Source organism: Ramlibacter sp. 2FC, from assembly GCF_005503345.1.
Lineage (GTDB): Bacteria > Pseudomonadota > Gammaproteobacteria > Burkholderiales > Burkholderiaceae_C > SCMQ01.
This window is the reverse complement of record NZ_SCMM01000002.1, coordinates 88,251-111,813: the sequence shown is the minus strand read 5'-3', so window position 1 is coordinate 111,813 and position 23,563 is coordinate 88,251. Positions and strand designations below refer to the sequence as shown.

Here is a 23,563-nt window from a genome sequence, read left to right as displayed (position 1 = left end):
ACCCAAGCCATGTCCCCGATGAACGGCCCCTCTTCCGACGCCAGCGTGCAGGTGCGCGGCGCCTGCCCGCACGACTGCCCCGACACCTGCGCCCTGCTGACCACGGTGCAGGACGGCCGCGCCATCCGCGTGCAGGGCAATCCGCTGCATGCCCACACGGCCGGCGCGCTGTGCACCAAGGTCTCGCGCTACACCGAGCGGACCTACCACCCCGAGCGCATCCTGCAGCCGCTCAGGCGCGTCGGCCCCAAGGGGGCGGGGCGCTTCGAGCCCGTGGGCTGGGACGAGGCGCTGGCCGACATCGCGGCGCGCCTTCAGGCCATCGCCGCGCGCGACCCCCAGGCCATCCTGCCCTACAGCTACGCCGGCACCATGGGACTGGTGCAGGGCGAGGGCATGGCGGCGCGCTTCTTCCACAAGCTCGGCGCCTCGCACCTGGACCGCACCATCTGCGCCGCGGCCGGCGGCGAGGGCCTGGTCCAGACCCTGGGCGCCAAGGTCGGCATGAAGATCGAGTTCTTCGCCGAGGCCAGGCTGATCCTGATCTGGGGCAGCAACTCCATCGCCAGCAACCTGCATTTCTGGCGCCATGTGCAGCAGGCCAAGCGCGAGGGCGCGCGCATCGTCTGCATAGACCCGCGCCGCACCGAGACCGCCGACAAATGCCACGAGCACATCGCGCTGCGCCCGGGCACCGACGCGGCCCTGGCCCTGGCCCTGATGCACGAGCTGATCGCTCACGACTGGCTGGACCACGACTACATCGCGCGCCACACCCTGGGCTGGGAGGCGCTGCGCGAGCGCGCCCTGCAATGGCCGCCCGAGCGCGCGGCCGAGGTCTGCGGCATCCCGGTCGAGCAGATCCGGCGCCTCGCGCAGGACTACGGCACGACCCGGCCCGCCGCGATCCGCCTCAACTACGGCATGCAGCGCGTGCGCGGCGGCGGCAACGCGGTGCGCGCCATCGCCTGCCTGCCGGCGCTGACCGGTGCCTGGCGGCAGCGCGCGGGCGGCCTGCTGCTGTCGAGCTCGGGGCATTTCCCGGTGCGCCGCGCGGCGCTGCACCGCCCCGAGCTGCTGGGCGGGCGCCGGCCGCGCACGATCAACATGAGCACGATTGGAAACGCCCTTCTGGAGGGCGTGGGCGACGACCTGCTGCGCGAGACCTCGCCCGATTTCGGGCCGAAGATAGCGGCGCTGATCGTCTACAACAGCAACCCCGTGGCCGTGGCGCCCGAGTCGGCCCAGGTGGTGCGCGGCTTTGCGCGCAAGGACCTGTTCACCGTGGTGCTCGAGCAGTTCCAGACCGACACCGCCGACTGGGCCGACTACATCCTGCCGGCCACCACCCAGCTCGAGCACTGGGACATCCACACCAGCTACGGCCACACCGACGTGCTCTTGAACCGCCCGGCCATTGCCCCGCTGGGCCAGGCCCGGCCCAACACCGAGATCTTCCGCGCGCTGGCGCGCCGCATGGGTTTCGCCGATCCCTGCTTCGAAGACGACGACGAGACCCTGTGCCGCAGCGCGATCGGCGACGCGCAGGATTTCGAGCAGCTGCTCGCGCATGGCTTCGCCTCGCTGCCCCTGCCCGACGCGCCCTTCGCCGAGGGCGGCTTTCCCACGCCCTCGGGGCGCTGCGAGTTCTTCAGCGAGCGCCTGGCCGCGCAGGGCCTGGACGGCCTGCCCGACCATCTGGCCAACCACGAGGCGCCGGGTTCGTCGGACCGCTATCCGCTGGCCATGATCTCGCCGCCGGCGCGCAACTTCCTCAACTCGAGCTTCGTCAACGTCAAAAGCCTGCGCGACATCGAAGGCGAGCCCCTGCTCGAGATCCATGCGCAGGACGCGGCCGCGCGCGGCATCGCCTCGGGCCAGCTGGTGCGGGTGTTCAACGACCGCGGCGAGTACCGCTGCCGGGCCCAGGTGTCCGAGCGCGCGCGTCCCGGCGTGGTCAACGGCCTGGGCATCTGGTGGCGCAAGCTGGGGCTGAACGGCACCAACGTGAATGAGCTCACCAGCCAGAAGCTGACCGACCTCGGACGCGGCCCGGTGTTCTACGACTGCCTGGTCGAGGTGCAGGCGGCGGCCGGATCGGCATGAGGGCGGGGCGCGCCGTCAGGCTGGCGCTGGCCGCCGCGGCGCTGACGGGCCTGGCCGGCTGCGCCAACCTGGACTACTACTGGCAGTCCGCCTCGGGCCACTGGCAGCTCATGCGCGCAGCCCGGCCGGTCGAGGCCTGGATGGAAGAGACCCAGACCTCCGAGGCCCTGCGCCGGCGCCTGCGCCTGGCCCAGCGCATGCGTGCCTTCGCCGTGTCCGAGCTGCATCTGCCCGACAACGCCAGCTACCGGCGCTACGCCGAGCTGGGGCGCCGCGCCGCGGTGTGGACCGTGGTGGCCGCGCCCGAGTTCTCGCTGGAGGCCAGGACCTGGTGCTTCCCGGTGGCCGGCTGCGTCGCCTACCGCGGCTATTTCCTCGAGGACCAGGCGCGGGCCGAGGCCGCGGCCCTGCAGGCCCAGGGGCTGGAGACCCATGTGCAGGCCGTGCCGGCCTATTCCACCCTGGGCTGGATGAACTGGGCCGGCGGCGACCCGCTGCTCGACACCTTCATCCATTTCCCCGAAGGCGAGCTGGCGCGCCTGATCTTCCACGAGCTGGCGCACCAGCGGGTCTACGTGGCGGACGACACGGTGTTCAACGAGTCCTTTGCCACGGCCGTGGAGCGGCTGGGCGGCGAGCGTTGGCTGGCCCTGCACGGCAGCCCGGCCGCGCGCGCCGAGTACGCGGCCTTCGACGGCCGGCGCCGCGCCTTCCGCGCCCTGGTGCGCGCGTCTGGCGGCGAGCTCGCCGCGCTCTACGCGACGCCTGCCGGCGAGAGCGAGCGCCGCGCGCGCAAGCAGCAGGCCCTGCAGCGCTTTCGCGCGCGCTATGCGGCCCTGCGCGCGGGCTGGGGCGACGGCGCGCCGCGCCACAGCGGCTACGACGCCTGGGTCGCGCAGGCCAACAACGCCAGCTTCGCCGCCCAGGCCGCCTACGACGAGCTGGTGCCGGGCTTCGAGGCCTTGTTCGAGCGTGAAGGCCGGGACTGGCGGCGGTTCTATGATGCGGTGAAGCGGCTGGCCGAACAGCCCCAGGAGGCGCGCCGCCGCGCATTGAAGGAGATGCCCCATGGCTGACATCCACATCCGCCGCGAACATGGCCTGGGCCTGGCCGCGGCGCGCAAACTGGCCGCCAAGTGGGCCGAGCGGGTCGAGGCTGAGTTCGAGATGCGCTGCAGCTTCGAGCAGGGGCCGGCGGGCGACAAGGTCAGCTTCAGCCGCTCGGGCGTGAAGGGCAAGCTCAAGGTGGCCAAGGACCATTTCGAGCTCGACGCCAAGCTGGGCCTGCTGCTCGGTGCCTTCAAGGGCCGCATCGAGGCCGAGATCGTGAAGAACCTGGACGAGCTGCTGGACAAGAAGCCGGCGGCCGGGAAGAAGGCGTGACGGCGAGCTTCAACCTTGCCCGCTTCGACCTGGTCTCGGTCCGCCTGGCCGTGGCCTGCGCCCAGACCGGCAGCCTCACGGCCGCGGCGCGCGAGGCCCACCTGGCCCTGGCGGCCGCCAGCCGGCGCATCCGCGAGCTGGAGGACGCGGTCGGCAGTCCGCTGTTCGAACGCCATGCGCGCGGCCTCTCGCCCACGGCCGCCGGGCGCGTGTTCGTCAAGCACGGCCTCAGCCTGCTGCAGACCCTGGAGCAGCTGGGCGGCGAGCTGAGCGACCTGCGCTTGGGGCTGTCGCGCCACATCCGCCTGTGCGCCAGCACGGCGGCCATCAACCAGTTCCTGCCGCCGCTGCTGGCGCGCTACGCGGCCCTGCACCCGCAGGTGCGCGTGGACCTGGAGGAGCAGGTGTCCGAGGCCGTGGTCGCCACGCTGCGCGAGGGCCGCGCCGATGTGGGCGTGTTCGTCGAGGGGCCCGACGAGACCGGCCTGGCGACCCGGCTGTTCCGCCACGACGAGCTGGTGCTGGTGCTGCCGCGCGGCCACGCGCTGGCGGCGGCGCGCTCGCCGCTGCCCTTCGTCGAGGCGCTGGACCAGGACTGGATCAGCCTGAACACCGGCGCCGCCATGCTGCAAAAGCAGCAGCAGACCGCGCTGGCGGCCGGCAAGCCGCTGCGCCTGCGCATGCAGGTGCGCAGCTTCGACGCGGTCTGCCACCTGGTCGCCTCGGGCCTGGGCCTGGCCGTCTTGCCCAAGGCCGCCGCCCAGCCCATCGTGCGTGCCATGGGCCTGGTCACGCGGCCGCTGGCCGACGCCTGGGCCAAGCGCCGCCTGCGGGTGGCCACGTCGGCCGGCGCGGCCGACCCGGGGGTGGCGGCGCTGGTCGACTTCCTCGTCGCGCCCGAGCCCGCGGCGAAGCCTTCGCAGAACGCGAAGGCTGGGCGCCGCAAGCAGTAATGGACGGGACGCGGGCCGCGCGGCACACTGCGCGGCCATGGAGACTTCACAAACCGCATCCGGCGGCCCCACCCCTGGCCCGCTCGCCGGCCTCAAAGTCGTCGAGCTCGGCCAGCTGATCGCCGGCCCCTTCGCTGCCAAGACCCTGGCCGACTTCGGCGCCGAGGTCGTCAAGATCGAGCCGCCCGCGGACCCCCAGCGGCCGCAAGCGTCCGGGGGCGACCCGCTGCGCAAGTGGCGGCTGCTCAAGGACGGCACCTCGGTCTGGTGGCAGGTGCAGTCGCGCAACAAGCGCTCGCTGGCGCTGGACCTCAAGGACCCGGCGGCGCAGGACATCGTGCGCCGGCTGGCGCAGGACGCCGACGTGCTGATCGAGAACTTCCGCCCCGGCGCCATGGAAGGCTGGGGCCTGGGCCCCGAGGCGCTGCTCAAGCTCAACCCGCGCCTGGTCATGCTGCGCATCAGCGGCTACGGCCAGACCGGCCCCTACCGCGACAAGCCCGGCTTCGGCGTGGTGGCCGAGGCCATGAGCGGGCTGCGCCACCTGACGGCCGAGCCCGGCCGCGTGCCGGTGCGCGTGGGCGTCTCGATCGGCGACACCCTGGCTGCGCTGCACGGCGTGATCGGCATCCTGCTGGCGCTGCAGGAGCGCCAGCGCTCGGGCCAGGGCCAGGTGATCGACGTGGCGCTCTACGAGGCGGTGTTCAACTGCATGGAAAGCCTGCTGCCCGAATACAGCGCCTTCGGCGCGGTGCGCGGCCCGGCCGGCAGCGCCCTGCCCGGCATCGCGCCGAGCAACGCCTACCGCTGCAAGGACGAAGAGGCGTCGGCCGCCAGCGCCGGGCCGCCCCAAGCAAGGCCAGCCCCCTCGGGGGGCAGCGAACCACACGCAGTGGGGAGCGTGGGGGCCTATGTTCTGATCGCGGGCAACGGCGACAGCATCTTCAAGCGCCTGATGGCCACCATAGGCCGCGAGGACCTGGGCCAGGACCCGCAGCTGGCCGACAACGCCGGCCGCGTGGCGCGCGTGGAAGAGATCGACGCCGCGATAGCCGCCTGGACCGCCGAACGCACGGTCGACCAGGTGCTGGCCGCGCTCGACGCCGCCGCCGTGCCGGCCGGGCGCATCTACACCGTGGCCGACATTGCCAAGGACCCGCATTACCAGGCGCGCGGCATGATCGATCATGTGCAGATGGACGACGGCACCGAGCTGGCCGTGCCGGGCATCTGCCCGAAGCTCTCGCGCACGCCGGGCCAGCACCGGCGCAACGCGCCCATGCAGGTGGGGCAGGACAGCGAGGCCGTGCTGCGCGAGATTGGCCTCACGGCCGAACAGATCCAGGCGCTCAAGGACCGAGGCATCGTGGCAGGGGAGGCCGCATGACACGCATCTATTTCAACGAGGTCGCCACGCGCGACGGCTTCCAGATCGAGCCGAACTTCATCCCCACCGACACCAAGGTGGCGCTGGTCGACGCGCTCAGCCAATGCGGCTACGCCAAGATCGAGGTGACCTCGTTCACCTCGCCCAAGGCCATTCCCATGCTGCGCGACGCCGAGGAGGTGATGGGCCGCATCCGCCGCCGGCCGGGCGTCGAGTACACGGTGCTGGTGCCCAACCTGCGCGGCGCCGAGCGCGCGCTGGAGTCCAGGGCGGACGAGCTCAACCTCGTCATGTCCACCTCCGAGACGCACAACCTGGCCAACCTGCGCATGACGCGCGAGCGGAGCTTCGCCGCGCTTGAAGGCGTGATCCGCCATGTGGCCGGCCGCACGCCCATCAACGTTTCGCTGTCGACCTGCTTCGGCTGCCCCATGGAGGGCGAGGTGCCGCAGGACGAGGTGCTGCGCTTTGCGCGCCGCTTCGCCGAGCTCGGCGAGGACCGGGTAAGAGGCCTGACCATCTGCGACACCACCGGCATGGCGCATCCGGCCCAGGTGGCGCGCATGGTGGCGGCGCTGCAAAAGGAATTCACCGCGCTGCAGCTCACCCTGCATTTCCACAACACGCGCGGCATGGGCCTGGCCAATGTGCTGGCGGCGGTGCAGGGCGGCATCACGCGCTTCGACGGCTCGCTGGGCGGCCTGGGCGGCTGCCCCTATGCGCCGGGCGCGAGCGGCAATATCAGCAGCGAGGACGCCATCCACATGCTGGACGCCATGGGCTACGACACCGGCATCGATATCCCGCGCCTGCTGGACATCGCGCGCCAGCTGCCCGAGATCGTGGGCCACGAGGTGCCGGGCCAGGTGGCCAAGGCCGGGCGGATCACGGACCTGCACCCCGCGCCGGCCTATGTGGCCGAGCTGAGGGCGCGCGCCGCAGAGGGCGGCGCATGATCAGCCACCTCGACCATTTGGTGCTGACCACCAGCGACGAGGCCGCCTGCGTGGACTTCTACACCCGCGTGCTGGGCATGGCGCTGGAAAAATTCGTCGGAGGCCAGCCGCCCGTGGAACGCAAGGCCTTCAAGTTCGGCCAGCAGAAGATCAACCTGCATGTGCGCGGCAAGGAGTTCGAGCCCAAGGCGCATCTGCCGGTGCCCGGCGCGCTGGACCTGTGCTTTATCGCCAGCCTGCCGCTGGACCAGGTGATCGCGCGCCTGAACGCCGCAGCCTGGCCCATCGTGGAAGGCCCGGTGCTGCGCACCGGCGCCACGCAGAAGATCCGCTCGGTCTATGTGCGCGACCCGGACCTGAACCTGATCGAGATTTCCGAACCCGCCTGAATCCGAAAACATGAAGGAGACATACATGCAACGTCGTCACACCCTCGCCATCCTGGCCGCCCTCGGCGGCGCGGCGCTCGCCCCCGCCGCCTGGGCCCAGGCCAAGTTCCCGCAGCGCCCCATCACCCTGGTCGTGCCCACCGCACCCGGCGGCACCACCGATTTCACGGCGCGCCTGATCACCGAGCCGCTGTCGCGCGCCCTGGGCCAGCCGGTGGTGGTGGACAACAAGCCCGGCGCCTCGGGCAACATAGGCAACCAGCTCGTGGCCCGCGCCAAGCCCGACGGCCACACCCTGCTGGTGTCCTACAGCGGCTACCACGTGGGCAACCCGCATTTGTTCAAGCAGGCGGGCTGGGACCCGATCAAGGACTTCGCGCCCGTGGCCATGATGACGCGCGCGCCCCAGGTCATCGCCATCAGCCCCAAGCTGCCGGTCAGCAACCTCAAGGAGCTGATCGCCTACGCCAAGGCCCACCCGGGCAAGCTCAACTACGCCTCCAGCGGCAACGGCAGCATCCAGCACATCGCGGGCGAGCTGTTCAAGCAGCTCACCGGCACCTTCATCACCCACATTCCCTACCGCGGCTCGGGCCCGGCGGTGCAGGACCTGATGGCCGGCCAGGTGGACATCTTCATCACCACGCCGGCCGGCGTGGTCAGCCAGATCCAGGGCGGCCGGCTCAAGGGGATCGCCGTGACCAGCAAGCAGCGCCTGTCCTCGCTGCCGGGCGTGGCCACGGCGGCCGAGCAGGGCCTGAACGGCTACGAGCTCGACTCCTGGTTCGCGCTCTACGCGCCGGCCGGCACGCCGGCCGAGGTGGTGCAGCAGCTCAACACCGAGGTCAACAAGATCCTGGCCGCGCCCGAGGCACGCAAGAAGGCCGAGGACTCGGGCACCGACGTGGCCCAGATGACGCCGCAGCAGCTGGGCGAGTTCACGAAGAAAGAGCTCGAACACTGGGGCCGGGTGATCCGCGGCGCGAAGATCACCCTGGAGTGAGGGCTCGACGCGTTCAGTGAATCAAGGTCATGGCGCAGTTTTTCGCGGCGCCTCGGTCGAACGTCATCGTTCGCTCGCAGCCCGCTGCGGCGGCCGAGCGCTCGACCAGGCAGTCCGCGAAATCGGCCGAGCCGCCACGATAGACGCGAACCGCCCGCCATACCACCTCGGCGTTCTCCAGCACGATTTCCTTGGTGCGAAGCAGTGCTTCGAAGGCGGTGACGATATGGGCGCGATTCAATCCGTAGCAAGACAACAGCACCCAAGCCAGCTCCACAACCGCCACAAGAGGCACAAAGCCCGGCGTTTCCGCGGTCAGTGATTCGACCAGCCGGCTCGCCAAAGGCGACTGCCTCGCGTCATCCTGCATGATGTAGCGGACCAGCACATTGGTGTCGAGCCCAATCATCGTGCCGACGCCCCACGCGCGGCGATGGCGGCATTCATGTCCTCTATGGACACGGTTTTACCGTGCTTGCCGAACATGCCCTTGAGCTCGGTCACGGAGCGTGTGGCAGCGATGAACTCGTACCGCCCTGGCTCGATCTGGACGAACTCCACCCGGTCGCCCGTGCCAACGTGCAAGGCCTCGCGAATCTGGGCGGGGATGGTGATCTGCCCCTTGCTGGTGACAGTGGCGGTGGTCATGAAAATCTCCAAAAACTCCTTACTTTAATGTAAGGCATGTTTGTCCGCAAGTCAGTGTCAGGGCCGCATGCCGTGCCAGCGGCTCTTTCATTCGAGCGTGTCGAACAGTTCTAGGTAGCGCTGCATCGCCGCCTCGGCCGGCGTGCCCTTGAGGCCGTTCCAGGCGTCCCACTTGGCGCGGCCCACGAGGTCGCCCAGGCCGGGCCGGGGCGAGTCCGTGTCGCCGGCCGTGGCCTGCTTGTACAGCGCGTAGAGCTTGAGCAGCGTGGCGTTGTCGGGGCGCTGGCCGAGGTTCTTGGAATCGGCAACGGCGGCGTCGAAGCGGGCCTTGAGGTCGGACATGGACGGGACTCCTCTGGCAAAAGGCCCGATCTTAAGAGCCCGCGCCGTCATCGCCCTGGTAGGCCGAGACCAGCTGCAGCAGGTGCTGGCGCTGCTGCGCGCGCAGGTAGGGCAGCAGCAGGTGCAGCACATGGTGGGCGCCGCGCAGCAGGGCCTGCTGCGCGCGCTCGGGCTCCAGGGCGCGGCGCGGGTCGCGCACGTACTCGTAGCTCAGCCAGTAGGTCAGCACCACCACCATGCTGGTCGCGGTGGCGGCCGCCTCGCGCGTGTCGATGTCCAGGGCGCCATGGCGGGCCATGCTGTCCAGCATCGTGCGCACGGCGCGGGTCTTGTGCTTGAGAATTTCCTGGAAATGGGTCTCCAGCCGGCGGTTGCGCGACAGCAGGTCGTTGAGGTCGCGGTACAGGAAGCGGTATTGCCAGATCAGCTCGAACAGCGTGTGCATGAAGAACCAGGCGTGCTCCACGTCGCGCACCTCGTCGCTGGCATTGAGCAGCTCGCGCAGCGCGTGTTCGTAGCGGTCGAACAGGCTGTTGATCAGCTCTTCCTTGGCGGGGTAGTGGTAGTAGAGGTTGCCGGGGCTGATGCGCAGCTCGGCCGAGATCAGCGTGGTCGAGACATTGGGTTCGCCGAACCGGTTGAACAGGTCCAGCGTGACTTCCAGAATCCGTTCGGCCGTGCGGCGCGGCGCCTTCTTTGCCATGAGTCGGGTCCCCTTCTCTGGGGTTACTCTAACCGACTCGCGGGGCGGGGCGCCAAGGCGGCGGGCCAGGGGCGGGCCGTCGCCTGCCGCCGGGCTCATTCGGCGCTGGACTTGCGTGCCGGCGTTCGCTTGGCGGCGGGGGCCTTCTTGGCCACATGCTTGGCGGCGCCGGCCTTGGGCGCGGCCGAGTGCTTGGCCGCGCTGCGCTCCATCTCGTCGATGCGGGCGCTCAGCAGCTCGATGTCGCGGGCCGAGGGCACGCCCAGCGTCTTCAGGGCACGCGCCACGCGGTCCTCGAAGATGTTCTCGAGCTTGTCCCACTTGCCGGTGGCGCGCGAGGTCAGGTCGCTGGCCATGTCGGCCATGCGGCTGGTGACCTCGGTGATCTTCTCCTCGGCCGCGGCCTGGGTCTTGCGCTGGATGGCCAAGCCTTCCTTGACCAGGGCCTCGAACATCTTGCCGCCTTCTTCCTGGGCCTTGGCGAAGGCACCCAGGCCGGCCAGCCAGATCTGCTGCGCCGAATCCTTGACCGCGCCCGTCAACGGCGGATCGCCCGTTTCGTCAGCGGCATTGCTGGGGGGGGACTTCTTGTCCATGGGGGACTCCTCTCTATATACGGATCGTGGGCTGCCTGGCGCGGGACGCGCCAAGTCGGCTTTGTAACTTTACGCGCTGCCCCCAGCCCGGTTTAGGCGCCTGCTCCTAAATCGGCAGCAAGCGGGTACAGGCCATTACTTATTTTTTGTTACAGTGTTTCTACTGACTTTTTCAGGGGGAGTTCGACGTGTGCCATGCGCGCCGCTGGTCCGTTGCATCCCTGGGGCTTGCATGCCTCGGGCGCGGTGGTGTGTGCCTGATGCTCGCGATGGCGCTGAGCCTGCCCGTGCAGGCCAAGGGGCTGCTGCGGGTGCTGGCCTGGACCGGCTACGCCGACGGCGACTTGGTCAAGCGGTTCGAGCAGCGACTGGGCGCGTCGGTCGAGGTGACCATCGTGAGCTCGGACGACCAGTTGCGCGAGAAGCTGGCCGCACGCGAGGGCCGCGGTTTCGACGTGTTTGCCGCCAACACGGCCGAGCTGCAGCGCTACATCGACCAGGGCCTGGTGCAGCCGCTGTCACCGGTCCGCATCCCCAACATCGCGCGCCAGCAGCCTCAGTTCCGTGTCCCGGGCGCTGTGTCCGGCATCCACCGTGCCGGCCAGCTCTACGCCGTGCCCTACGCCTATTCCGAGATGGGCCTGATCTACGACCGGCGCCAGTTCCCGGAGGGGCCGCCGACCTCGCTCGAGGTGCTCTGGGACCCGCGCTTTCGCGGGCGGGTGCTGGCCTTCGACGACAGCACGCACAATTTCTCGCTGGCCGCGCAGCAGCTCGGTATCCCGCCGTTTCGCATCGGTGCCGACGACTGGGGGCGCATGACGCAAAGCCTGATCGCGCTGCGGCGCAATGTGCTGAGCTTCTACAAGCTGCCCGAAGAGGCGACCGAGCTGTTCCTGCGCCACCGCGTGGCCGTGATGTTCGCCACCTACGGCAGCCAGCAGCTCAAGCAGCTGCGCGACGCGGGCGCGGACGTGGGCTACGCGCTGCCGCGCGAGGGGGCCCTGGCCTGGCTGGACTGCTGGGCCATCGTGCGCGGCAGCCCCCAGGCCAGGCTGGCCGAGCAATGGATAGACTACATGCTGGAGCCCGGCGTCAGCGGCGAGCTCACGCGCCGCCACGGTCTCGCCAACACCGTCGATCCGGCCGCGACGGCCGCGACGGGCGTGACGGGCGGCCCGCTGGTCTGGCTGGAGCCGGTCGAGGACCCCGCGCGCCGTAGCATGCTGTGGCGCCGCATTCGGGCCGGGGACCGGCCCACGAGTTTCTGACATGCCACGCGTCGGCATCGCCCTGCGTCTGAGCGTCCTGCTGGCCGGCGTGGCCCTGCTGGCGGCCAGCCTCACCGGCTACTACGCCTACACCACCAGCCGCGAGCTGGTGCGCGACGGCGCCGAGCGCGAGCTCAGCACCGCCGCCCAGGTGCTGGGGCGCACCCTGAGGCTGGTGCTGGCGGATTCGACCCTCGATGCGCGGCAGCTGGCCGCCCTGCCCGGCGCGCTGCGCGTGCTGGAGGCGCAGGACGATGCGGCTGCCGAGGCGCAGAAGCAGTCGCTGGCAGAGATGTTCAGCGCCATGCTGTCGGCCCACCCGACCTACCAGCAGGCCCGCCTGATCAGCGCGGACCGCCATGGGCTCGAGCTGGTCCGGGTGCGGCGCGATGGCTCGCGCCTGGTGCGCGTGCCCGATGCGGACCTGCAGGAAAAATCCCATCTGCCCTACGTGTTCGAGACGCTGCACCGCGACGGCACCCTGTACCTGTCGTCGATTCATCTGAACCGCGAGCCGGGTGCCGACGCCGGGCAGGAGCGGCCGTCGCTGTACGTGGCCATGCCCGTCAAGGGGCGCGCCGGCCGTACCGTGGGCCTGGCGGTCATCGACATCGACGTCAGCCAGAGCTTCGCCCTGCTGAAGGCCGACCTGCCGCCGCGCTACGCCGTGTACCTGGCCAACCAGTGGGGCGACGTGCTGGTGCATCCCGATGCCGCCCAGGCCTTCGGCTTCGAGAACGGCCGGCGCATCCTGATCCAGGACAGCTTCCCCGAAGTGGCGGCCGTGGTGCAGGGGCGCAGCGAGAGCGTGACCGTTTCCGCGCCGGCTTCCGGTGCCGCCGGGGCGAACGTGCCGGCCGCGGTGTTCACGCGCCTGCCCTTCGGGGCCGCGACCGACCAGCGCTTCCTGATCCTGGGGCTGGCCCAGCCGCTGGACGGCATCCTGCAGGAGACCACCGAGCTCGGCCAGGTGCTGCTGCGCATGGTGCTGGTGATCAGCCTGCTGGCCAGCGCCTTGGCGGTGGGGCTGGCGCGCTCGCTGACCCGGCCCTTGCAGCAGATGGCGGGAGCGGCCACCCGGCTCGCGCGGGGCGAGGAGGACGTCCAACTGCCGGTGCGGCGCACCGACGAGCTGGGCCTGCTGGCCCGCAGCTTGGCGCAGATGCAGAGCCAGATCGCGCAGCAGCTGGCGCAGCTCAAGGCCAGCCGCGACGCGCTGGAGCAGATGGCCCACCAAGACACCCTGACCGGCCTGCCCAACCGCAGGACGCTGCTGGCGACGCTGACGCAGGCCGTGGCCCGGACCCGGCGCAACGGCACGGTGCTGGCCCTGCTGTTCGTGGACCTCGACCATTTCAAGGACATCAACGACATCCAGGGGCATGCCCGGGGCGATGCCGTGCTGAAAGCCGTGGCCGAGCTGCTGCGCGCTGGCGTGCGCCAGACCGACCTGGTGGCGCGCCTGGGGGGCGACGAGTTCGTGATCGTCTGCGAGGGCCTGGCACAGGCCGAGCAGGCGCAGCGGCTGGCCGCCAAGCTGAACGAGGGGCTGCATCGGCCGCTGCCGCTGGAGGGCCCGCCGGTCGTGCTGAGCGCCAGCATAGGCATCAGCCTCTATCCGCAGGACGGGGCCACGGCGCAGGAGCTGCTGAACGCCGCCGACAAGGCCATGTACCGCGCCAAGGCCAGCGGGCGAAATACCTTCAGCTTTGCCGGGGCGGACGCAGGGGCCGGCATGGCATGACACCCGGCCCCGTCGCCGCCTTGTACCTCGATCGCCCAGGGCGCTCTCGCGCCTTCCCCGGCTGGTAGGACGATTTTTTAAGAAGAAGTAGACTTGACGCCATGGAACTAGAAATCTACAACGCATTTGTCAAAGCCGGCATCAGCGAAGTGGACGCTAAGGAAGCGCTGATTAATTCACTTTTTAAGCACCTTATCCTTCATAACTCATTGATTTCATTGAGGCCAAAGGATGTCGAGCCGAATTAATCAGCGCCTCCCTAAGGCCGCTGTCGAGTCGATCAGCAAAGAGATCGACAAGCGTTATTCCCTACACGCCGCCCAGCTCGCCACGCGCGGCGACGTGGGCGAGGTGAAGCAGGAATTGGCCGAAATGGAAGGGCGCCTGCTGCGAGCGATGAATGACATGCAACGCTGGACACTGGGTGCGATGTTCGCCGCGCTGGCCGCTTTGGCGGTGATCACGAAGCTATGGCGCTGAGCAGCCCGGCACCTCGATGAAAAAACCGCCTTCGGGCGGTTTTTTGCTGGTGCGCCCAGCATCGGCGCACTCCTGGAGGTGCGGCGATGAGGTCATGTGCGGCGTGATCGCCAGAGTCATAGCCAGAGTCCCTCCGACCGTCTGAATCCGGTGTAATATGCCTCTGTCATATGACACAAGGAGGCGCGCATGACCATTACCGCCAAGCTATTCATGAGCGGCCGCAGCCAAGCCATTCGATTGCCGGCCAAGTTGCGTCTGGATGCGAAGGAAGTGCGTATCGAACAGGTCGGCAAGGCGCTCTGGGTGCAGCCCGAAGCATCGCCGGACCAGAGCATGGCCGACTGGCTGAAGGCGTTCTACCAGACCACGGAACCCCTGCCCGACACTTTTCTTGCGGAGCGGAACGACAGCCCGCCGCAAGCGCGTGACTGGTCCTGAATCCCGTCATGCGTCGAACGCTGGACACCAACATCTGCAGCTACATCCTGCGTCGCCATCCCGCCTCGATGATCGAGCGGTTTGCAGAGCTGGACCGCGGGCAACTCTGGCTGTCTGCCATCGTGGCGGCCGAACTGCGCTTCGGCGCGGCCAAGCTGGCTTCCGTCCGCTTTTCCGCCGCGGTCGAAGCCTGGCTGGCCGGTTTCGATGTGCGTCCCTGGCCCACCGAGGCCGCCATGCACTACGCCAACATCCGGGTCGGGCTGGAGCGGGCCGGGAAAACCATTGGCGGCATGGATCTGCTGATCGCCGCGCATGCCATGGCCGAAGACTCGGTCGTCGTGACCAACAACGCGCGAGAATTCCTGCGTGTGCCCGGTCTGGCTGTAGAGGAATGGGCCCTGTGAGCATGAAGAAAGAGATCAACCCCGACCTGCCCCTCAAGGTCCGGCAGGTCGGCCCCGCGCCCAGCAGCGCCTGTCCCGCCCCGGCCAAGCGCCTGCAGAATTCGCGCCTGGAGACGGCTTGGCTGCGGGCCGCCTTCGGCCTCCACCTGCCGCCCTGGCAGCAGGGCGTGGACCGCATGCTGGAAGAAGTTTTTTGCATAAAATAAGGCATCAACTGATGATTTTTTTGATGCCTTGGAGGTCGATCAATGCGCACCACCCTCAACCTTGACGACGAATTGCTGGCGCAGGCACAGCAAATCAGCGGCGTGACCGAGCGCACCCAGTTGATCCGCGAGGCGCTGCTGGCGCTGGTGCAGCGGGAGAGCGCGCGTCGCCTGGCGCGCCTCGGGGGGACCGAAACCCAGCTCCAGCCCATTCCCCGCCGCAGGGATGCGTCGGCGTGATGCTGGTGGACACCTCGGTCTGGATCGACCATCTGCGGCGTGGCGACGCGGAACTGGTGGCAAGCCTCCAGGCTGGCCTGGTCGGCGTGCATCCCTTCGTGGTGGGTGAGCTGGCCTGCGGCAATCTGCGGAACCGCGCCGAGGTGCTGGGTCTGCTGCAGGCGTTGCCGCCCATGTCGGTGGCCACTGACAAGGAGGCCCTGTTTTTCATCGACCAGCATGCGCTGATGGGGCGCGGCGTCGGCTATGTGGATGTTCACTTGCTGGCCTCGGCCCGGCTGGGTGGGGCTCAGCTCTGGACGCGGGACAAAAGACTGCATGCCATTGCCGCCGAACTCGGCTTGGCGTATGCCGAAACGCAACACTGAATGCTGGTCAGGTACGGCTATGACCAATGCCTGCTCACCTGCGGGGTGCTGCGACGCTCCCCTTGGGCGACGATCAGGTCCGCACCCTCGACCAACTGGTCTTCCGCTTCGGCCGGCTGCAGGACGCCATGGGCACCCGCCTGTTGCCTGCGCTCTTGCAGCTGACGCAGGAGTGGCGCGACGACGAGCCATTTCTCGACAAGCTCAACCGGGCGGAAAAGCTGGGCATGCTCCCCAGCGCCGAGCAATGGCAACTGCTCAGGGAGCTGCTCAACCAGACTGCGCATGAATACCCCTCCCAGCCGGAACTGGTGCGCGCCAATCTGCGGCGGCTGGTGGCGCAAGTGCCCACGCTGGAGCAGGCCCATGCGCAGCTGGCAGCGGCGGCGCAGCAGCGCGCCGGTGCGCATCGTTCTTGAACGCCACCCGCCCCGCTTCAAGCAAGCGCGCATGCAGCAGCCAGAGTCACAGCCAGAGTCACAGTTCGCGTCAACGACCACGCGCTGCACGCTCGGCCCTCATTTCCTTCAGGTGTTGGCTTCCGGATTTGGCGAGCTTGGCGGGGCGGGTCTTGCTGTGCAGCGTGCGCCACTCCTCCAGGTTGCCAGAGCGGCGAATCACCGGCATGTCACCGGCCTTGAGCTCGATGTGCATCAGTGCGGGACGCGACGAATCGGCCGCGGGCAACGCAGGCTCGGCAGTTTTCTTCGTGGTGCGCCTGGTGGCGAGCAGGTCAAGCATGGTGGCCTCTCTGGTGACAGATCAATTTTGCCAGATCGTGAACGAACGGGAAGGCTGCGGCGCGATCGGCGAGCGGTCTTGCTATGGCGGGGGAGTGGCGCCAGATCTTCTACAAGTCACAGCCAGAGTCGCTCCGACGGGGCCTGTCCAACCGCCGGTTCCTGGAGACGCTGGAGCCGTGGAGACCGGCATCCGCAAGGCTGCGCAGTGGTGCTTGGCCCAGCCGCGAGGTTCGGCCGTGAGCTACTTGTTGTTGGACACGAATGTGGTTGAGACGGAGGTTGTCGCAGCGTTGGTAATATTTCCCGGCAGACGGTAATATCAAGCCATGAATACGTTGACCGTCAAGATTCCCCCCAGCCTTGTCGCTGCACTGGAGCAGGTCAGCGAGCAGGAGCACTTGAGCAAGTCCGAGTTGGTGCGCCGCGCGCTGGCGGCCTACATTCGCCAGCGCAATCAGCCTCACACCTTCGTTTCCGCGCTGGAACAGGCCGGGGATCTGGTCGGTTGTTTCAGTGGGGGGCCCGCAGACCTGTCCAGCAATCCGCGCCACTTGGACGGGTTTGGCAGCGTCTGATGCCTCATCTCATCTTGGACACCGGGCCGTGGGTGGCCTTGCATTGCCGTGACGATGCCCACCATGAATGGGCCAAAGAGCAGTTTTCCCAACACCCAGGCCCTTTCCTGACCTGCGAGGCCGTTGTTGCCGAAACTTGCTTTCTGCTTGCCCGCGTCGGCTTCGATCCGGCCAAGGCGCTGGCCCTGGTCGAGCGTGACGTGGTTCAGGTGGGGATGGCACTTTCCGAAGAGGCCTCCGCTGTCAGAGCACTGTTCGAGCGGTATGGCAACGTGCCCGCCTCCTTGGCTGATGCCTGCCTGATCCGCATGGCCGAGCTGTATGAGTCCTGCCACGTCCTCACGCTGGACAGCGATTTCAATGTCTATCGACGCCACGGACGCAAGGTCATCCCCGTGATTTCCCCCCGTGCCTGAGCGGCCTCATCATCCAGTGGGCGCCAACCCCACCGCCATCCGGTGACCTCTGGCGGGTAGCCCCAGCCTGTAGACCAAGGATGAGGCGGATGTGCTGCTGCGATGCGCAGGTTTACAGCGGCGTGCCAGCACGCCATGCGCACCCCTAAATTGAGCCCGAAACGGGCCGGTTTCGGGATTTTTTGTCACCGGTGGGGGTGAGATAATCCACAGGGTGACCCCAGTCGTCGCAGAACGGCGCTTCACCAAGGGATTCTCATGATTCTTGTCACTGGCGGCGCCGGCTTCATCGGCGCCAACTTCGTACTCGACTGGCTGGCGCAAGGCGATGAGCCGGTCCTCAACCTCGACAAACTCACCTACGCCGGCAACCTGGAGACCCTGGCCAGCCTGCAGGGCGACGCGCGCCATGTCTTCGTGCAGGGCGACATCGCCGACGGCGCCCTGGTGTCCCGCCTGCTGGCCGAGCACCGGCCGCGCGCCGTGATCAACTTCGCCGCCGAAAGCCATGTGGACCGCAGCATCCACGGCCCCGAGGATTTCATACAGACCAACGTGGTCGGCAGCTTCCGCCTGCTCGAGGCCGTTCGCGCCTACTGGCAGTCGTTGCCTGACGTCATGGCGAGCCCCGAAGGGGCGTGGCCATCCACCGTGGATCGCCACGGGCCTTCGCCCCTCGCGATGACGCAAGGGACTGTCATTGCGAGCCCCGAAGGGGCGCGGCAATCCACGCTGGGTCGCCACGAGGCTGCGCCCCTCGCGATGACGCCAACCCGGGAATCCTTCCGCTTCCTCCATGTCTCCACCGACGAGGTCTACGGCAGCCTGGCCCCCGGCGCCCCGGCCTTCAGCGAGCAGCACCGCTACGAGCCCAACAGCCCGTATTCGGCCAGCAAGGCCGCCAGCGACCACCTGGTGCGTGCCTGGCACCACACCTACGGCCTGCCGGTGCTCACCACCAACTGCAGCAACAACTACGGCCCCTGGCATTTCCCCGAGAAGCTGATCCCGCTGATGATCGTCAACGCCCTGGCCGGCAAGGCCTTGCCCGTCTACGGCGACGGCCAGCAGGTGCGCGACTGGCTCTACGTCAAGGACCACTGCAGCGCGATCCGCCGCGTGCTCGAGGCTGGCAAGGTCGGCGAGACCTACAACGTCGGCGGCTGGAACGAGAAGCCCAACCTGGAGATCGTGCACCGGGTCTGCGCCCTGCTCGACGAGCTGCGCCCGCGCGCCGATGGCCAGTCGTTCAAGGCGCAGATCAGCTTCGTCACCGACCGCCCCGGCCACGACCGCCGCTACGCCATCGACGCGCGCAAGCTCGAGCAGGAGCTCGGCTGGAAGCCCGCCGAGACCTTCGAGACCGGCATACGCAAGACCGTAGAGTGGTACCTGGCCCACCCCGAGTGGGTGCAGCATGTGCAGTCCGGCGCCTACCGCGAGTGGGTGCAGACCCAGTACGCCGCATGAATGAGAAGGAGCGCCGCATGAAGATCCTGCTGCTCGGCAAGAACGGCCAGCTCGGCTGGGAGCTGCAGCGCAGCCTGGCGCCGCTGGGCGAGCTCGTGGCGCTGGACCGGCATGGCGCGGCCCCAGGCCAGATCCTGTGCGGCGACCTCGCGGACCTGGAGGGCCTGGCGCAGACCGTGCGGCAGCTGCGCCCCGACCTCATCGTCAATGCCGCGGCCCACACCGCCGTCGACAAGGCCGAGAGCGAGCCCGAGCTCGCCCACACCCTCAACGCCCTGGCGCCCGAGGTGCTGGCGCGCGAGGCCCAGGCCTGCGGCGCCTGGCTGGTGCACTACAGCACCGACTACGTGTTCGACGGCCTGGGCAGCCAGCCCTGGACCGAGGCCGACCAGCCCGCGCCGCTCAACGTCTACGGCCAGACCAAGCTGGAGGGCGAGCTGCGCATCCAGGCCGCCTGCCCGAACCACCTGATCCTGCGCGCCAGCTGGGTCTATGCGGCGCGCGGCGGCAACTTCGCCAAGACCATGCTGCGCCTGGCCCAGGAGCGCGAGCGCCTGTCGGTGGTTGCCGACCAATGGGGCGCGCCCACCGGCGCCGAGCTGCTGGCCGACGTGACGGCCCACGCCATCCGCCAGGCCCTGCGCCAGCCCGAGGTGGCGGGTATCTACCACCTGGCGGCCGGCGGCGCGACCAGCTGGCATGGCTACGCCAGCCACGTGATCGCACGCGCCAGGGAGATCAAGCCCGAGCTTGCGCTCAAGGCCAGCCACATCGACCCCGTGCCCAGCAGCGCCTTCCACGCCGCGGCCAAGCGCCCGCAGAACTCGCGCCTGGACACCGCCAAGCTGCAAGCCACCTTCGGCCTCAGCCTGCCGCCCTGGCAGCAGGGGGTGGACCGCATGCTGGCCGAAATCCTCTGACTACCGATACCACCATGACGCAACGCAAAGGCATCATCCTGGCCGGCGGCTCCGGCACCCGGCTGCACCCGGCCACGCTGGCCATCAGCAAGCAGCTGCTGCCGGTGTACGACAAGCCCATGATCTACTACCCGCTGAGCACCCTGATGCTGGCGGGTATGCGCGACATCCTGATCATCAGCACGCCGCAGGACACGCCGCGCTTTCAGCAATTGCTGGGCGACGGCAGCCAGTGGGGCATTAACCTGCAATACGCCGTGCAGCCCAGCCCCGATGGGCTGGCGCAGGCCTTTTTGATCGGCGAGGAGTTCCTGGGCGATGCACCCAGCGCCCTGGTGCTGGGCGACAACATCTTCTACGGCCACGACTTCCAGCCCCTGCTGGCCAACGCCATGGCGCGCGAGCAGGGGGCCACCGTGTTCGCCTACCACGTGCAGGACCCCGAGCGCTACGGCGTGGCCGAGTTCGATGCGCAAGGCAAGGTGCTCTCGCTCGAGGAAAAGCCCCAGGCGCCCAAGAGCCACTACGCCGTCACCGGCCTGTACTTCTACGACAGCCAAGTGGTGGAACTCGCCAGAAGTCTCAAGCCCTCGGCGCGCGGCGAGCTCGAGATCACCGACCTGAACCGCCTGTACCTGGCGCAAGATCGGCTTCACGTCGAAATCATGGGCCGTGGCTACGCCTGGCTGGATACCGGCACGCACGACAGCCTGCTCGAGGCCAGCCAGTTCATCGCCACGCTGGAGCGCCGCCAGGGCCTGAAGATCGCCTGCCCCGAAGAGATCGCCTGGCGCCAGGGTTTCATCGGCACCGAGCAGCTCGAGAAGCTGGCCCAGCCGCTGGCCAAGAACGGGTACGGCCAGTACCTGCTGCGCCTGTTGGGTGAGAGAGGGCAAGGCTAGAATTTCCCCATGCGACTGACGCCTCAGCAGATCGAGAGCCTCAAACAGGCGGCGGCCGAAGTGTTTGGCAGCCAGGCGCAAATTCGCCTGTTCGGTTCGCGTGTGGACGAGCAGCGGCGTGGCGGAGACATCGACCTCTACGTGACCGGCATCGCCCTTCCTCTGGAAGCGCAGCTGGACGCCAAGCTCCGCTTTATCGTCAAGGCCAAGCAGCGGCTGGGCGATCAACGTATCGACTTGGTCTTTGCGCCTCTGCCTGGCCAGCCCATCCAGCCCATCCAGCGCATGGCCGAAGCGACCGGAGTGCCATTGTGAGTCCGCAGGAAATCATCGTTTTCAAGCTCCAGCCTGCGCTGGAAGAATGCGCCATGCACCGCCAGCGCCTGCACCAGGCCTGGCTGGAAGCCAGCGGGTTTGCCGCATTGAAGGAAGACGCCGCGGCCGCCCCCTTGGGCGACGATCAGGTCCGCACGCTGGACCAACTGGTCTTTCGCTTTGGTCGACTGCAAGACGCCATGGGCACCCGCTTGTTGCCGGCGCTCTTGCAGCTTACGCAGGAGTGGCGCGACGACGAGCCTTTTCTCGACAAGCTCAACCGGGCGGAAAAGCTGGGCATGCTCCCCAGCGCCGAGCAATGGCAACTGCTCAGGGAGATGCGCAACCAGACTGCGCATGAATACCCCTCCCAGCCGGAACTGGTGCGCGCCAATCTGCGGCGGCTGGTGGCGCAGGTGCCCGTGCTGGAGCTGGCCCATGCGCAGCTGGCGGCGGCGGCGCAGCAGCGCACCATGGCACATCGCTCATGAAAGTCATCCCCACCGCCATCCCCGACGTGCTGATCATCGAGCCCAAGGTGTTCGGCGACGCGCGCGGCTTCTTCTTCGAGAGCTTCAACCAGAGGGCCTTCAACGAAGCCACTGGCCTTCATGAGACCTTCGTGCAGGACAACCACAGCCGCAGCGCCAAGGGCGTGCTGCGCGGCCTGCACTACCAGTTGCAGCAGCCCCAGGGCAAGCTGGTGCGCGTGGTGCGCGGCGCCGTGTTCGACGTGGCGGTGGACATCCGCAAGAGTTCACCCACGTTTGGCCAATGGGTGGGGGTGGAGCTGAGCGAGGACAACCACCGCCAACTCTGGGTGCCGGCCGGCTTCGCGCATGGCTTCCTGGTGACCAGCGAGTCTGCCGATTTTCTCTACAAAACCACCGACTACTACGCGCCGGCGCACGAGCGCTGCATCGCCTGGAACGACCCGGACATCGCCATCGCCTGGCCGCTGCAAGGTGCCATGCCGCAGCTCTCGGCCAAGGACCAGGCCGGGGTTGCTCTGTCGCAGGCCGCACTGTTTGCGTGAGCGCGGGCTAGACATCGCTGCGCGAGCGAAACGCCGCGCAGACAAGAACATTGATTCAAGGGGAGCCCCATGACACATACCACTCTTGACGCCGTGACCAAGCAAAGCGGCGTGGCTTTTGGCACCAGCGGCGCGCGCGGCCTGGTGACTCGCATGACGCCGGACGTGTGCAGCGCCTATGCGCAGGCGTTCTTGCGCGCGGTGTGTCCCGAGGCAAAAAACCTGGTGATTGGCCACGACCTGCGCCCCAGCAGCCCGGCGATGGCGGCTGCGTGCGCCCAGGCGGCGGCGAATGCCGGCTTGGAAGTGGCATTCGTGGGCGCATTGCCCACGCCTGCCGTGGCGCACTACGCGGCGACCTTGCATGCCCCCTCGATCATCATCACCGGCAGCCATATTCCGTTCGACCGCAACGGCATCAAGTTCTATCGGGCCGAAGGGGAAATCAGCAAGGCGGATGAACAGGCCATGCTGTCGGCAACCGTGGCCCTACCCCAGGTCGACGAACTTCTGTCCCCACTGCCGCCTGTCGAGGTGCAGGCGCAGCAGGTTTATCTGCGCCGCTACGTCGACTTCTTCGGCGCGCAAGCCCTGCAGGGCCTGCGCGTGGCGGTCTACGAACACTCCAGCGCGGCGCGCGACGTGCTGCGCTCGATTCTGGAGGCGCTGGGCGCCCAGGTCTTGTCGCTGGGCCGCACCGACACCTTCGTGCCGATCGACACCGAGGCCGTGCGCCAGGAAGACATTGCCCAGGCGCGCCAATGGGCCCAGGCGCATGGCTTCGACGCCATCCTGTCGACCGACGGGGACGCGGACCGCCCATTGATCGGCGACGAGCAGGGCAACTGGCTGCGCGGCGACGTGGTCGGCATCCTCTGCGCGCAGTACCTGGGGGCCGATGTCGTGGTCACGCCGGTGAGCAGCAACACGGCCGTGGAGCAGTCCGCAATCTTCGCGCGGGTGATCCGCACGCGGATCGGTTCGCCGCACGTGATTGCGGGCATGGAGGATGTCGCCTCAATGCAGGCCCCCTCTCGCAAGGAGGAGCCGCCGGTGGTGGTGGGCTACGAGGCGAATGGCGGCTTCCTCCTGGGCAGCGAGGTCGTCCGAAGCGGCGGGCATCTGAAGGCCCTGCCCACCCGCGACGCGGTGCTGCCCATGCTGGCGCTGCTGTGCATGGCGCGCGAGAAGGGCTGCCGGCTGTCCGAGCTGAGCGCGCACCTGCCCAGGCGCTACACCGCCAGCGACCGCCTGCAAGACTTCGCGACCGAGACCAGCCGCGAGCTCATTGCGCGATTGGGCGGCGACATGGGCCATGCCGCTGAGTTGCTGGCTTCGGATGCCGGCCCCGTGGTGGCGGCGAACACGATCGACGGCTTGCGCCTGACCTTTGCCAATGGCGACATCGTCCACCTGCGCCCGTCTGGCAACGCACCAGAACTGCGCTGCTACGCCGAGGCGGATTCGGAGGCGCGCGCGCGGGCGCTGTGCGATGGCGCCCTGCAAAGCGTTCTTTCGCTAAGCCGTGAAGAATCCCACGAGCAGCCTGGACGTTGAAACACC

32 protein-coding genes are annotated in these 23,563 nt (G+C 68.4%); 26 read left to right on the top strand and 6 right to left on the bottom strand.

All coding sequences use genetic code 11. The annotated features are described in order from the left end of the window. Positions 1-9: 9 nt before the first annotated feature. Genes FFS10_RS01735 through FFS10_RS01700 form a run of 8 tightly spaced genes read left to right on the top strand, consistent with a single transcriptional unit; the run spans position 10 to position 8,177 of the window. Positions 10-2,106, top strand: coding sequence for a molybdopterin-containing oxidoreductase family protein (locus tag FFS10_RS01735; RefSeq protein ID WP_137890838.1), 2,097 nt, complete (start codon positions 10-12; stop codon positions 2,104-2,106). Next, positions 2,103-3,182, top strand: coding sequence for an aminopeptidase (locus tag FFS10_RS01730; protein ID WP_137890836.1), 1,080 nt, complete (start codon positions 2,103-2,105; stop codon positions 3,180-3,182). The genes FFS10_RS01735 and FFS10_RS01730 overlap by 4 nt, the downstream gene beginning before the upstream one ends. Beyond that, complete coding sequence (locus FFS10_RS01725) at positions 3,175-3,489, top strand: polyhydroxyalkanoic acid system family protein (protein WP_137890834.1); 315 nt, start codon at positions 3,175-3,177, stop codon at positions 3,487-3,489. The genes FFS10_RS01730 and FFS10_RS01725 overlap by 8 nt, the downstream gene beginning before the upstream one ends. Continuing rightward, positions 3,486-4,442 carry a LysR family transcriptional regulator gene (locus FFS10_RS01720; protein WP_137890832.1) on the top strand — a complete coding sequence of 319 codons (957 nt, stop codon included), beginning with the start codon at positions 3,486-3,488 and terminating at the stop codon, positions 4,440-4,442. Before FFS10_RS01725 ends, FFS10_RS01720 begins: the two co-directional genes overlap by 4 nt. A gap of 37 nt (positions 4,443-4,479) precedes the next feature. Next, complete coding sequence (locus FFS10_RS01715) at positions 4,480-5,829, top strand: CaiB/BaiF CoA transferase family protein (RefSeq protein WP_137890830.1); 1,350 nt, start codon at positions 4,480-4,482, stop codon at positions 5,827-5,829. After that, positions 5,826-6,785, top strand: coding sequence for a hydroxymethylglutaryl-CoA lyase (locus FFS10_RS01710; RefSeq protein WP_137890828.1), 960 nt, complete (start codon positions 5,826-5,828; stop codon positions 6,783-6,785). Before FFS10_RS01715 ends, FFS10_RS01710 begins: the two co-directional genes overlap by 4 nt. Further along, positions 6,782-7,174 carry a VOC family protein gene (locus FFS10_RS01705; RefSeq protein WP_137890826.1) on the top strand — a complete coding sequence of 131 codons (393 nt, stop codon included), beginning with the start codon at positions 6,782-6,784 and terminating at the stop codon, positions 7,172-7,174. The genes FFS10_RS01710 and FFS10_RS01705 overlap by 4 nt, the downstream gene beginning before the upstream one ends. 25 nt (positions 7,175-7,199) lie before the next feature. After that, positions 7,200-8,177, top strand: coding sequence for a Bug family tripartite tricarboxylate transporter substrate binding protein (locus FFS10_RS01700; protein WP_137890824.1), 978 nt, complete (start codon positions 7,200-7,202; stop codon positions 8,175-8,177). Between the two features lie 13 nt (positions 8,178-8,190). Here the strand turns inward: FFS10_RS01700 and FFS10_RS01695 are convergent, their stop codons facing one another. The 5 genes from FFS10_RS01695 to FFS10_RS01675 form a co-directional block, all read right to left on the bottom strand. Then, on the bottom strand, positions 8,191-8,586 hold the full coding sequence (locus tag FFS10_RS01695; protein ID WP_137890822.1) for a type II toxin-antitoxin system VapC family toxin: 396 nt from the start codon (positions 8,584-8,586) through the stop codon (positions 8,191-8,193). Next, positions 8,583-8,825, bottom strand: coding sequence for an AbrB/MazE/SpoVT family DNA-binding domain-containing protein (locus FFS10_RS01690; RefSeq protein WP_137890820.1), 243 nt, complete (start codon positions 8,823-8,825; stop codon positions 8,583-8,585). The genes FFS10_RS01695 and FFS10_RS01690 overlap by 4 nt, the downstream gene beginning before the upstream one ends. A gap of 87 nt (positions 8,826-8,912) precedes the next feature. After that, positions 8,913-9,167, bottom strand: coding sequence for an acyl-CoA-binding protein (locus FFS10_RS01685; RefSeq protein ID WP_137890818.1), 255 nt, complete (start codon positions 9,165-9,167; stop codon positions 8,913-8,915). Between the two features lie 31 nt (positions 9,168-9,198). After that, entirely contained in the window at positions 9,199-9,870 is a 672-nt protein-coding gene (locus FFS10_RS01680; protein ID WP_137890816.1) for a TetR/AcrR family transcriptional regulator, read from the bottom strand. Positions 9,871-9,965: 95 nt separating this feature from the next. Next, the gene (locus tag FFS10_RS01675; RefSeq protein ID WP_137890814.1) at positions 9,966-10,466 is read right to left on the bottom strand and encodes a phasin family protein; all 501 of its coding nucleotides are present in this window, start codon (positions 10,464-10,466) and stop codon (positions 9,966-9,968) included. Between the two features lie 260 nt (positions 10,467-10,726). On the opposite strand from FFS10_RS01675, the gene FFS10_RS01670 reads away from it, so the two are divergent. From FFS10_RS01670 to FFS10_RS01630, 9 genes are all read left to right on the top strand, one after another. Further along, positions 10,727-11,737, top strand: a complete 1,011-nt coding sequence (locus tag FFS10_RS01670; protein WP_137890812.1) for an ABC transporter substrate-binding protein — start codon at positions 10,727-10,729, stop codon at positions 11,735-11,737. Position 11,738: 1 nt separating this feature from the next. After that, on the top strand, positions 11,739-13,481 hold the full coding sequence (locus tag FFS10_RS01665) for a diguanylate cyclase domain-containing protein (RefSeq protein ID WP_137890810.1): 1,743 nt from the start codon (positions 11,739-11,741) through the stop codon (positions 13,479-13,481). A gap of 231 nt (positions 13,482-13,712) precedes the next feature. Beyond that, positions 13,713-13,961, top strand: coding sequence for a hypothetical protein (locus FFS10_RS01660; RefSeq protein ID WP_137890808.1), 249 nt, complete (start codon positions 13,713-13,715; stop codon positions 13,959-13,961). A gap of 189 nt (positions 13,962-14,150) precedes the next feature. Next, on the top strand, positions 14,151-14,402 hold the full coding sequence (locus FFS10_RS01655; RefSeq protein ID WP_137890806.1) for an antitoxin: 252 nt from the start codon (positions 14,151-14,153) through the stop codon (positions 14,400-14,402). An 8-nt stretch (positions 14,403-14,410) separates the two neighbouring features. After that, positions 14,411-14,809: a type II toxin-antitoxin system VapC family toxin gene (locus tag FFS10_RS01650; protein WP_137890804.1), complete on the top strand. Its 399-nt coding sequence runs from the start codon at positions 14,411-14,413 to the stop codon at positions 14,807-14,809. Positions 14,810-14,811: 2 nt separating this feature from the next. Next, a complete protein-coding gene (locus FFS10_RS01645; protein ID WP_249931133.1) occupies positions 14,812-15,015 on the top strand; it encodes a sugar nucleotide-binding protein in 204 nt (67 codons plus the stop codon). A 42-nt stretch (positions 15,016-15,057) separates the two neighbouring features. After that, positions 15,058-15,255, top strand: coding sequence for a type II toxin-antitoxin system VapB family antitoxin (locus tag FFS10_RS01640; RefSeq protein WP_137890800.1), 198 nt, complete (start codon positions 15,058-15,060; stop codon positions 15,253-15,255). Then, complete coding sequence (locus tag FFS10_RS01635) at positions 15,252-15,623, top strand: type II toxin-antitoxin system VapC family toxin (RefSeq protein ID WP_137890798.1); 372 nt, start codon at positions 15,252-15,254, stop codon at positions 15,621-15,623. Before FFS10_RS01640 ends, FFS10_RS01635 begins: the two co-directional genes overlap by 4 nt. A gap of 62 nt (positions 15,624-15,685) precedes the next feature. After that, on the top strand, positions 15,686-16,042 hold the full coding sequence (locus FFS10_RS01630; protein ID WP_137890796.1) for a hypothetical protein: 357 nt from the start codon (positions 15,686-15,688) through the stop codon (positions 16,040-16,042). Between the two features lie 70 nt (positions 16,043-16,112). Here the strand turns inward: FFS10_RS01630 and FFS10_RS01625 are convergent, their stop codons facing one another. Further along, positions 16,113-16,364, bottom strand: a complete 252-nt coding sequence (locus FFS10_RS01625) for a hypothetical protein (protein ID WP_137890794.1) — start codon at positions 16,362-16,364, stop codon at positions 16,113-16,115. Between the two features lie 328 nt (positions 16,365-16,692). On the opposite strand from FFS10_RS01625, the gene FFS10_RS01620 reads away from it, so the two are divergent. From FFS10_RS01620 to FFS10_RS01580, 9 genes are all read left to right on the top strand, one after another. Further along, positions 16,693-16,941, top strand: coding sequence for a ribbon-helix-helix domain-containing protein (locus FFS10_RS01620; RefSeq protein ID WP_137890792.1), 249 nt, complete (start codon positions 16,693-16,695; stop codon positions 16,939-16,941). Next, entirely contained in the window at positions 16,941-17,357 is a 417-nt protein-coding gene (locus FFS10_RS01615) for a type II toxin-antitoxin system VapC family toxin (RefSeq protein ID WP_137890790.1), read from the top strand. The genes FFS10_RS01620 and FFS10_RS01615 overlap by 1 nt, the downstream gene beginning before the upstream one ends. A gap of 258 nt (positions 17,358-17,615) precedes the next feature. Continuing rightward, positions 17,616-18,827: a dTDP-glucose 4,6-dehydratase gene (rfbB, locus tag FFS10_RS01610; RefSeq protein WP_137890788.1), complete on the top strand. Its 1,212-nt coding sequence runs from the start codon at positions 17,616-17,618 to the stop codon at positions 18,825-18,827. A gap of 17 nt (positions 18,828-18,844) precedes the next feature. Further along, positions 18,845-19,747, top strand: coding sequence for a dTDP-4-dehydrorhamnose reductase (gene rfbD, locus FFS10_RS01605; RefSeq protein WP_137890786.1), 903 nt, complete (start codon positions 18,845-18,847; stop codon positions 19,745-19,747). Between the two features lie 14 nt (positions 19,748-19,761). Beyond that, entirely contained in the window at positions 19,762-20,649 is an 888-nt protein-coding gene (gene rfbA / locus FFS10_RS01600; protein ID WP_137890785.1) for a glucose-1-phosphate thymidylyltransferase RfbA, read from the top strand. A gap of 9 nt (positions 20,650-20,658) precedes the next feature. Then, the gene (locus tag FFS10_RS01595; protein WP_137890783.1) at positions 20,659-20,964 is read left to right on the top strand and encodes a nucleotidyltransferase domain-containing protein; all 306 of its coding nucleotides are present in this window, start codon (positions 20,659-20,661) and stop codon (positions 20,962-20,964) included. Then, complete coding sequence (locus tag FFS10_RS01590; protein WP_137890781.1) at positions 20,961-21,455, top strand: hypothetical protein; 495 nt, start codon at positions 20,961-20,963, stop codon at positions 21,453-21,455. The genes FFS10_RS01595 and FFS10_RS01590 overlap by 4 nt, the downstream gene beginning before the upstream one ends. Beyond that, positions 21,452-22,000: a dTDP-4-dehydrorhamnose 3,5-epimerase gene (rfbC, locus tag FFS10_RS01585; protein WP_137890779.1), complete on the top strand. Its 549-nt coding sequence runs from the start codon at positions 21,452-21,454 to the stop codon at positions 21,998-22,000. Before FFS10_RS01590 ends, rfbC begins: the two co-directional genes overlap by 4 nt. Before the next feature lie 111 nt (positions 22,001-22,111). Further along, positions 22,112-23,557 (top strand): phosphomannomutase, encoded by a 1,446-nt coding sequence (locus tag FFS10_RS01580; RefSeq protein ID WP_249931127.1) that lies wholly within the window; start codon positions 22,112-22,114, stop codon positions 23,555-23,557. Positions 23,558-23,563: the final 6 nt, after the last annotated feature.

What these genes read in the sequence shown, in the direction of transcription:
- FFS10_RS01660 (WP_137890808.1), top strand. Translation starts at nt 13,713, where the DNA reads ATGTCGAGCCGAATTAATCAGCGCCTCCCTAAGGCCGCTGTCGAGTCG.
- FFS10_RS01695 (WP_137890822.1), bottom strand. Translation starts at nt 8,586, where the DNA reads ATGATTGGGCTCGACACCAATGTGCTGGTCCGCTACATCATGCAGGAT.
- FFS10_RS01685 (WP_137890818.1), bottom strand. Translation starts at nt 9,167, where the DNA reads ATGTCCGACCTCAAGGCCCGCTTCGACGCCGCCGTTGCCGATTCCAAG.
- FFS10_RS01655 (WP_137890806.1), top strand. Translation starts at nt 14,151, where the DNA reads ATGACCATTACCGCCAAGCTATTCATGAGCGGCCGCAGCCAAGCCATT.
- rfbD (WP_137890786.1), top strand. Translation starts at nt 18,845, where the DNA reads ATGAAGATCCTGCTGCTCGGCAAGAACGGCCAGCTCGGCTGGGAGCTG.
- FFS10_RS01710 (WP_137890828.1), top strand. Translation starts at nt 5,826, where the DNA reads ATGACACGCATCTATTTCAACGAGGTCGCCACGCGCGACGGCTTCCAG.
- FFS10_RS01615 (WP_137890790.1), top strand. Translation starts at nt 16,941, where the DNA reads ATGCCTCATCTCATCTTGGACACCGGGCCGTGGGTGGCCTTGCATTGC.
- FFS10_RS01620 (WP_137890792.1), top strand. Translation starts at nt 16,693, where the DNA reads ATGAATACGTTGACCGTCAAGATTCCCCCCAGCCTTGTCGCTGCACTG.
- rfbC (WP_137890779.1), top strand. Translation starts at nt 21,452, where the DNA reads ATGAAAGTCATCCCCACCGCCATCCCCGACGTGCTGATCATCGAGCCC.
- FFS10_RS01625 (WP_137890794.1), bottom strand. Translation starts at nt 16,364, where the DNA reads ATGCTTGACCTGCTCGCCACCAGGCGCACCACGAAGAAAACTGCCGAG.
- FFS10_RS01700 (WP_137890824.1), top strand. Translation starts at nt 7,200, where the DNA reads ATGCAACGTCGTCACACCCTCGCCATCCTGGCCGCCCTCGGCGGCGCG.
- FFS10_RS01670 (WP_137890812.1), top strand. Translation starts at nt 10,727, where the DNA reads ATGCTCGCGATGGCGCTGAGCCTGCCCGTGCAGGCCAAGGGGCTGCTG.
- FFS10_RS01675 (WP_137890814.1), bottom strand. Translation starts at nt 10,466, where the DNA reads ATGGACAAGAAGTCCCCCCCCAGCAATGCCGCTGACGAAACGGGCGAT.
- rfbB (WP_137890788.1), top strand. Translation starts at nt 17,616, where the DNA reads ATGATTCTTGTCACTGGCGGCGCCGGCTTCATCGGCGCCAACTTCGTA.
- FFS10_RS01735 (WP_137890838.1), top strand. Translation starts at nt 10, where the DNA reads ATGTCCCCGATGAACGGCCCCTCTTCCGACGCCAGCGTGCAGGTGCGC.
- FFS10_RS01680 (WP_137890816.1), bottom strand. Translation starts at nt 9,870, where the DNA reads ATGGCAAAGAAGGCGCCGCGCCGCACGGCCGAACGGATTCTGGAAGTC.
- FFS10_RS01650 (WP_137890804.1), top strand. Translation starts at nt 14,411, where the DNA reads ATGCGTCGAACGCTGGACACCAACATCTGCAGCTACATCCTGCGTCGC.
- FFS10_RS01690 (WP_137890820.1), bottom strand. Translation starts at nt 8,825, where the DNA reads ATGACCACCGCCACTGTCACCAGCAAGGGGCAGATCACCATCCCCGCC.
- rfbA (WP_137890785.1), top strand. Translation starts at nt 19,762, where the DNA reads ATGACGCAACGCAAAGGCATCATCCTGGCCGGCGGCTCCGGCACCCGG.
- FFS10_RS01645 (WP_249931133.1), top strand. Translation starts at nt 14,812, where the DNA reads ATGAAGAAAGAGATCAACCCCGACCTGCCCCTCAAGGTCCGGCAGGTC.
- FFS10_RS01665 (WP_137890810.1), top strand. Translation starts at nt 11,739, where the DNA reads ATGCCACGCGTCGGCATCGCCCTGCGTCTGAGCGTCCTGCTGGCCGGC.
- FFS10_RS01705 (WP_137890826.1), top strand. Translation starts at nt 6,782, where the DNA reads ATGATCAGCCACCTCGACCATTTGGTGCTGACCACCAGCGACGAGGCC.
- FFS10_RS01725 (WP_137890834.1), top strand. Translation starts at nt 3,175, where the DNA reads ATGGCTGACATCCACATCCGCCGCGAACATGGCCTGGGCCTGGCCGCG.
- FFS10_RS01640 (WP_137890800.1), top strand. Translation starts at nt 15,058, where the DNA reads ATGCGCACCACCCTCAACCTTGACGACGAATTGCTGGCGCAGGCACAG.
- FFS10_RS01715 (WP_137890830.1), top strand. Translation starts at nt 4,480, where the DNA reads ATGGAGACTTCACAAACCGCATCCGGCGGCCCCACCCCTGGCCCGCTC.
- FFS10_RS01595 (WP_137890783.1), top strand. Translation starts at nt 20,659, where the DNA reads ATGCGACTGACGCCTCAGCAGATCGAGAGCCTCAAACAGGCGGCGGCC.
- FFS10_RS01730 (WP_137890836.1), top strand. Translation starts at nt 2,103, where the DNA reads ATGAGGGCGGGGCGCGCCGTCAGGCTGGCGCTGGCCGCCGCGGCGCTG.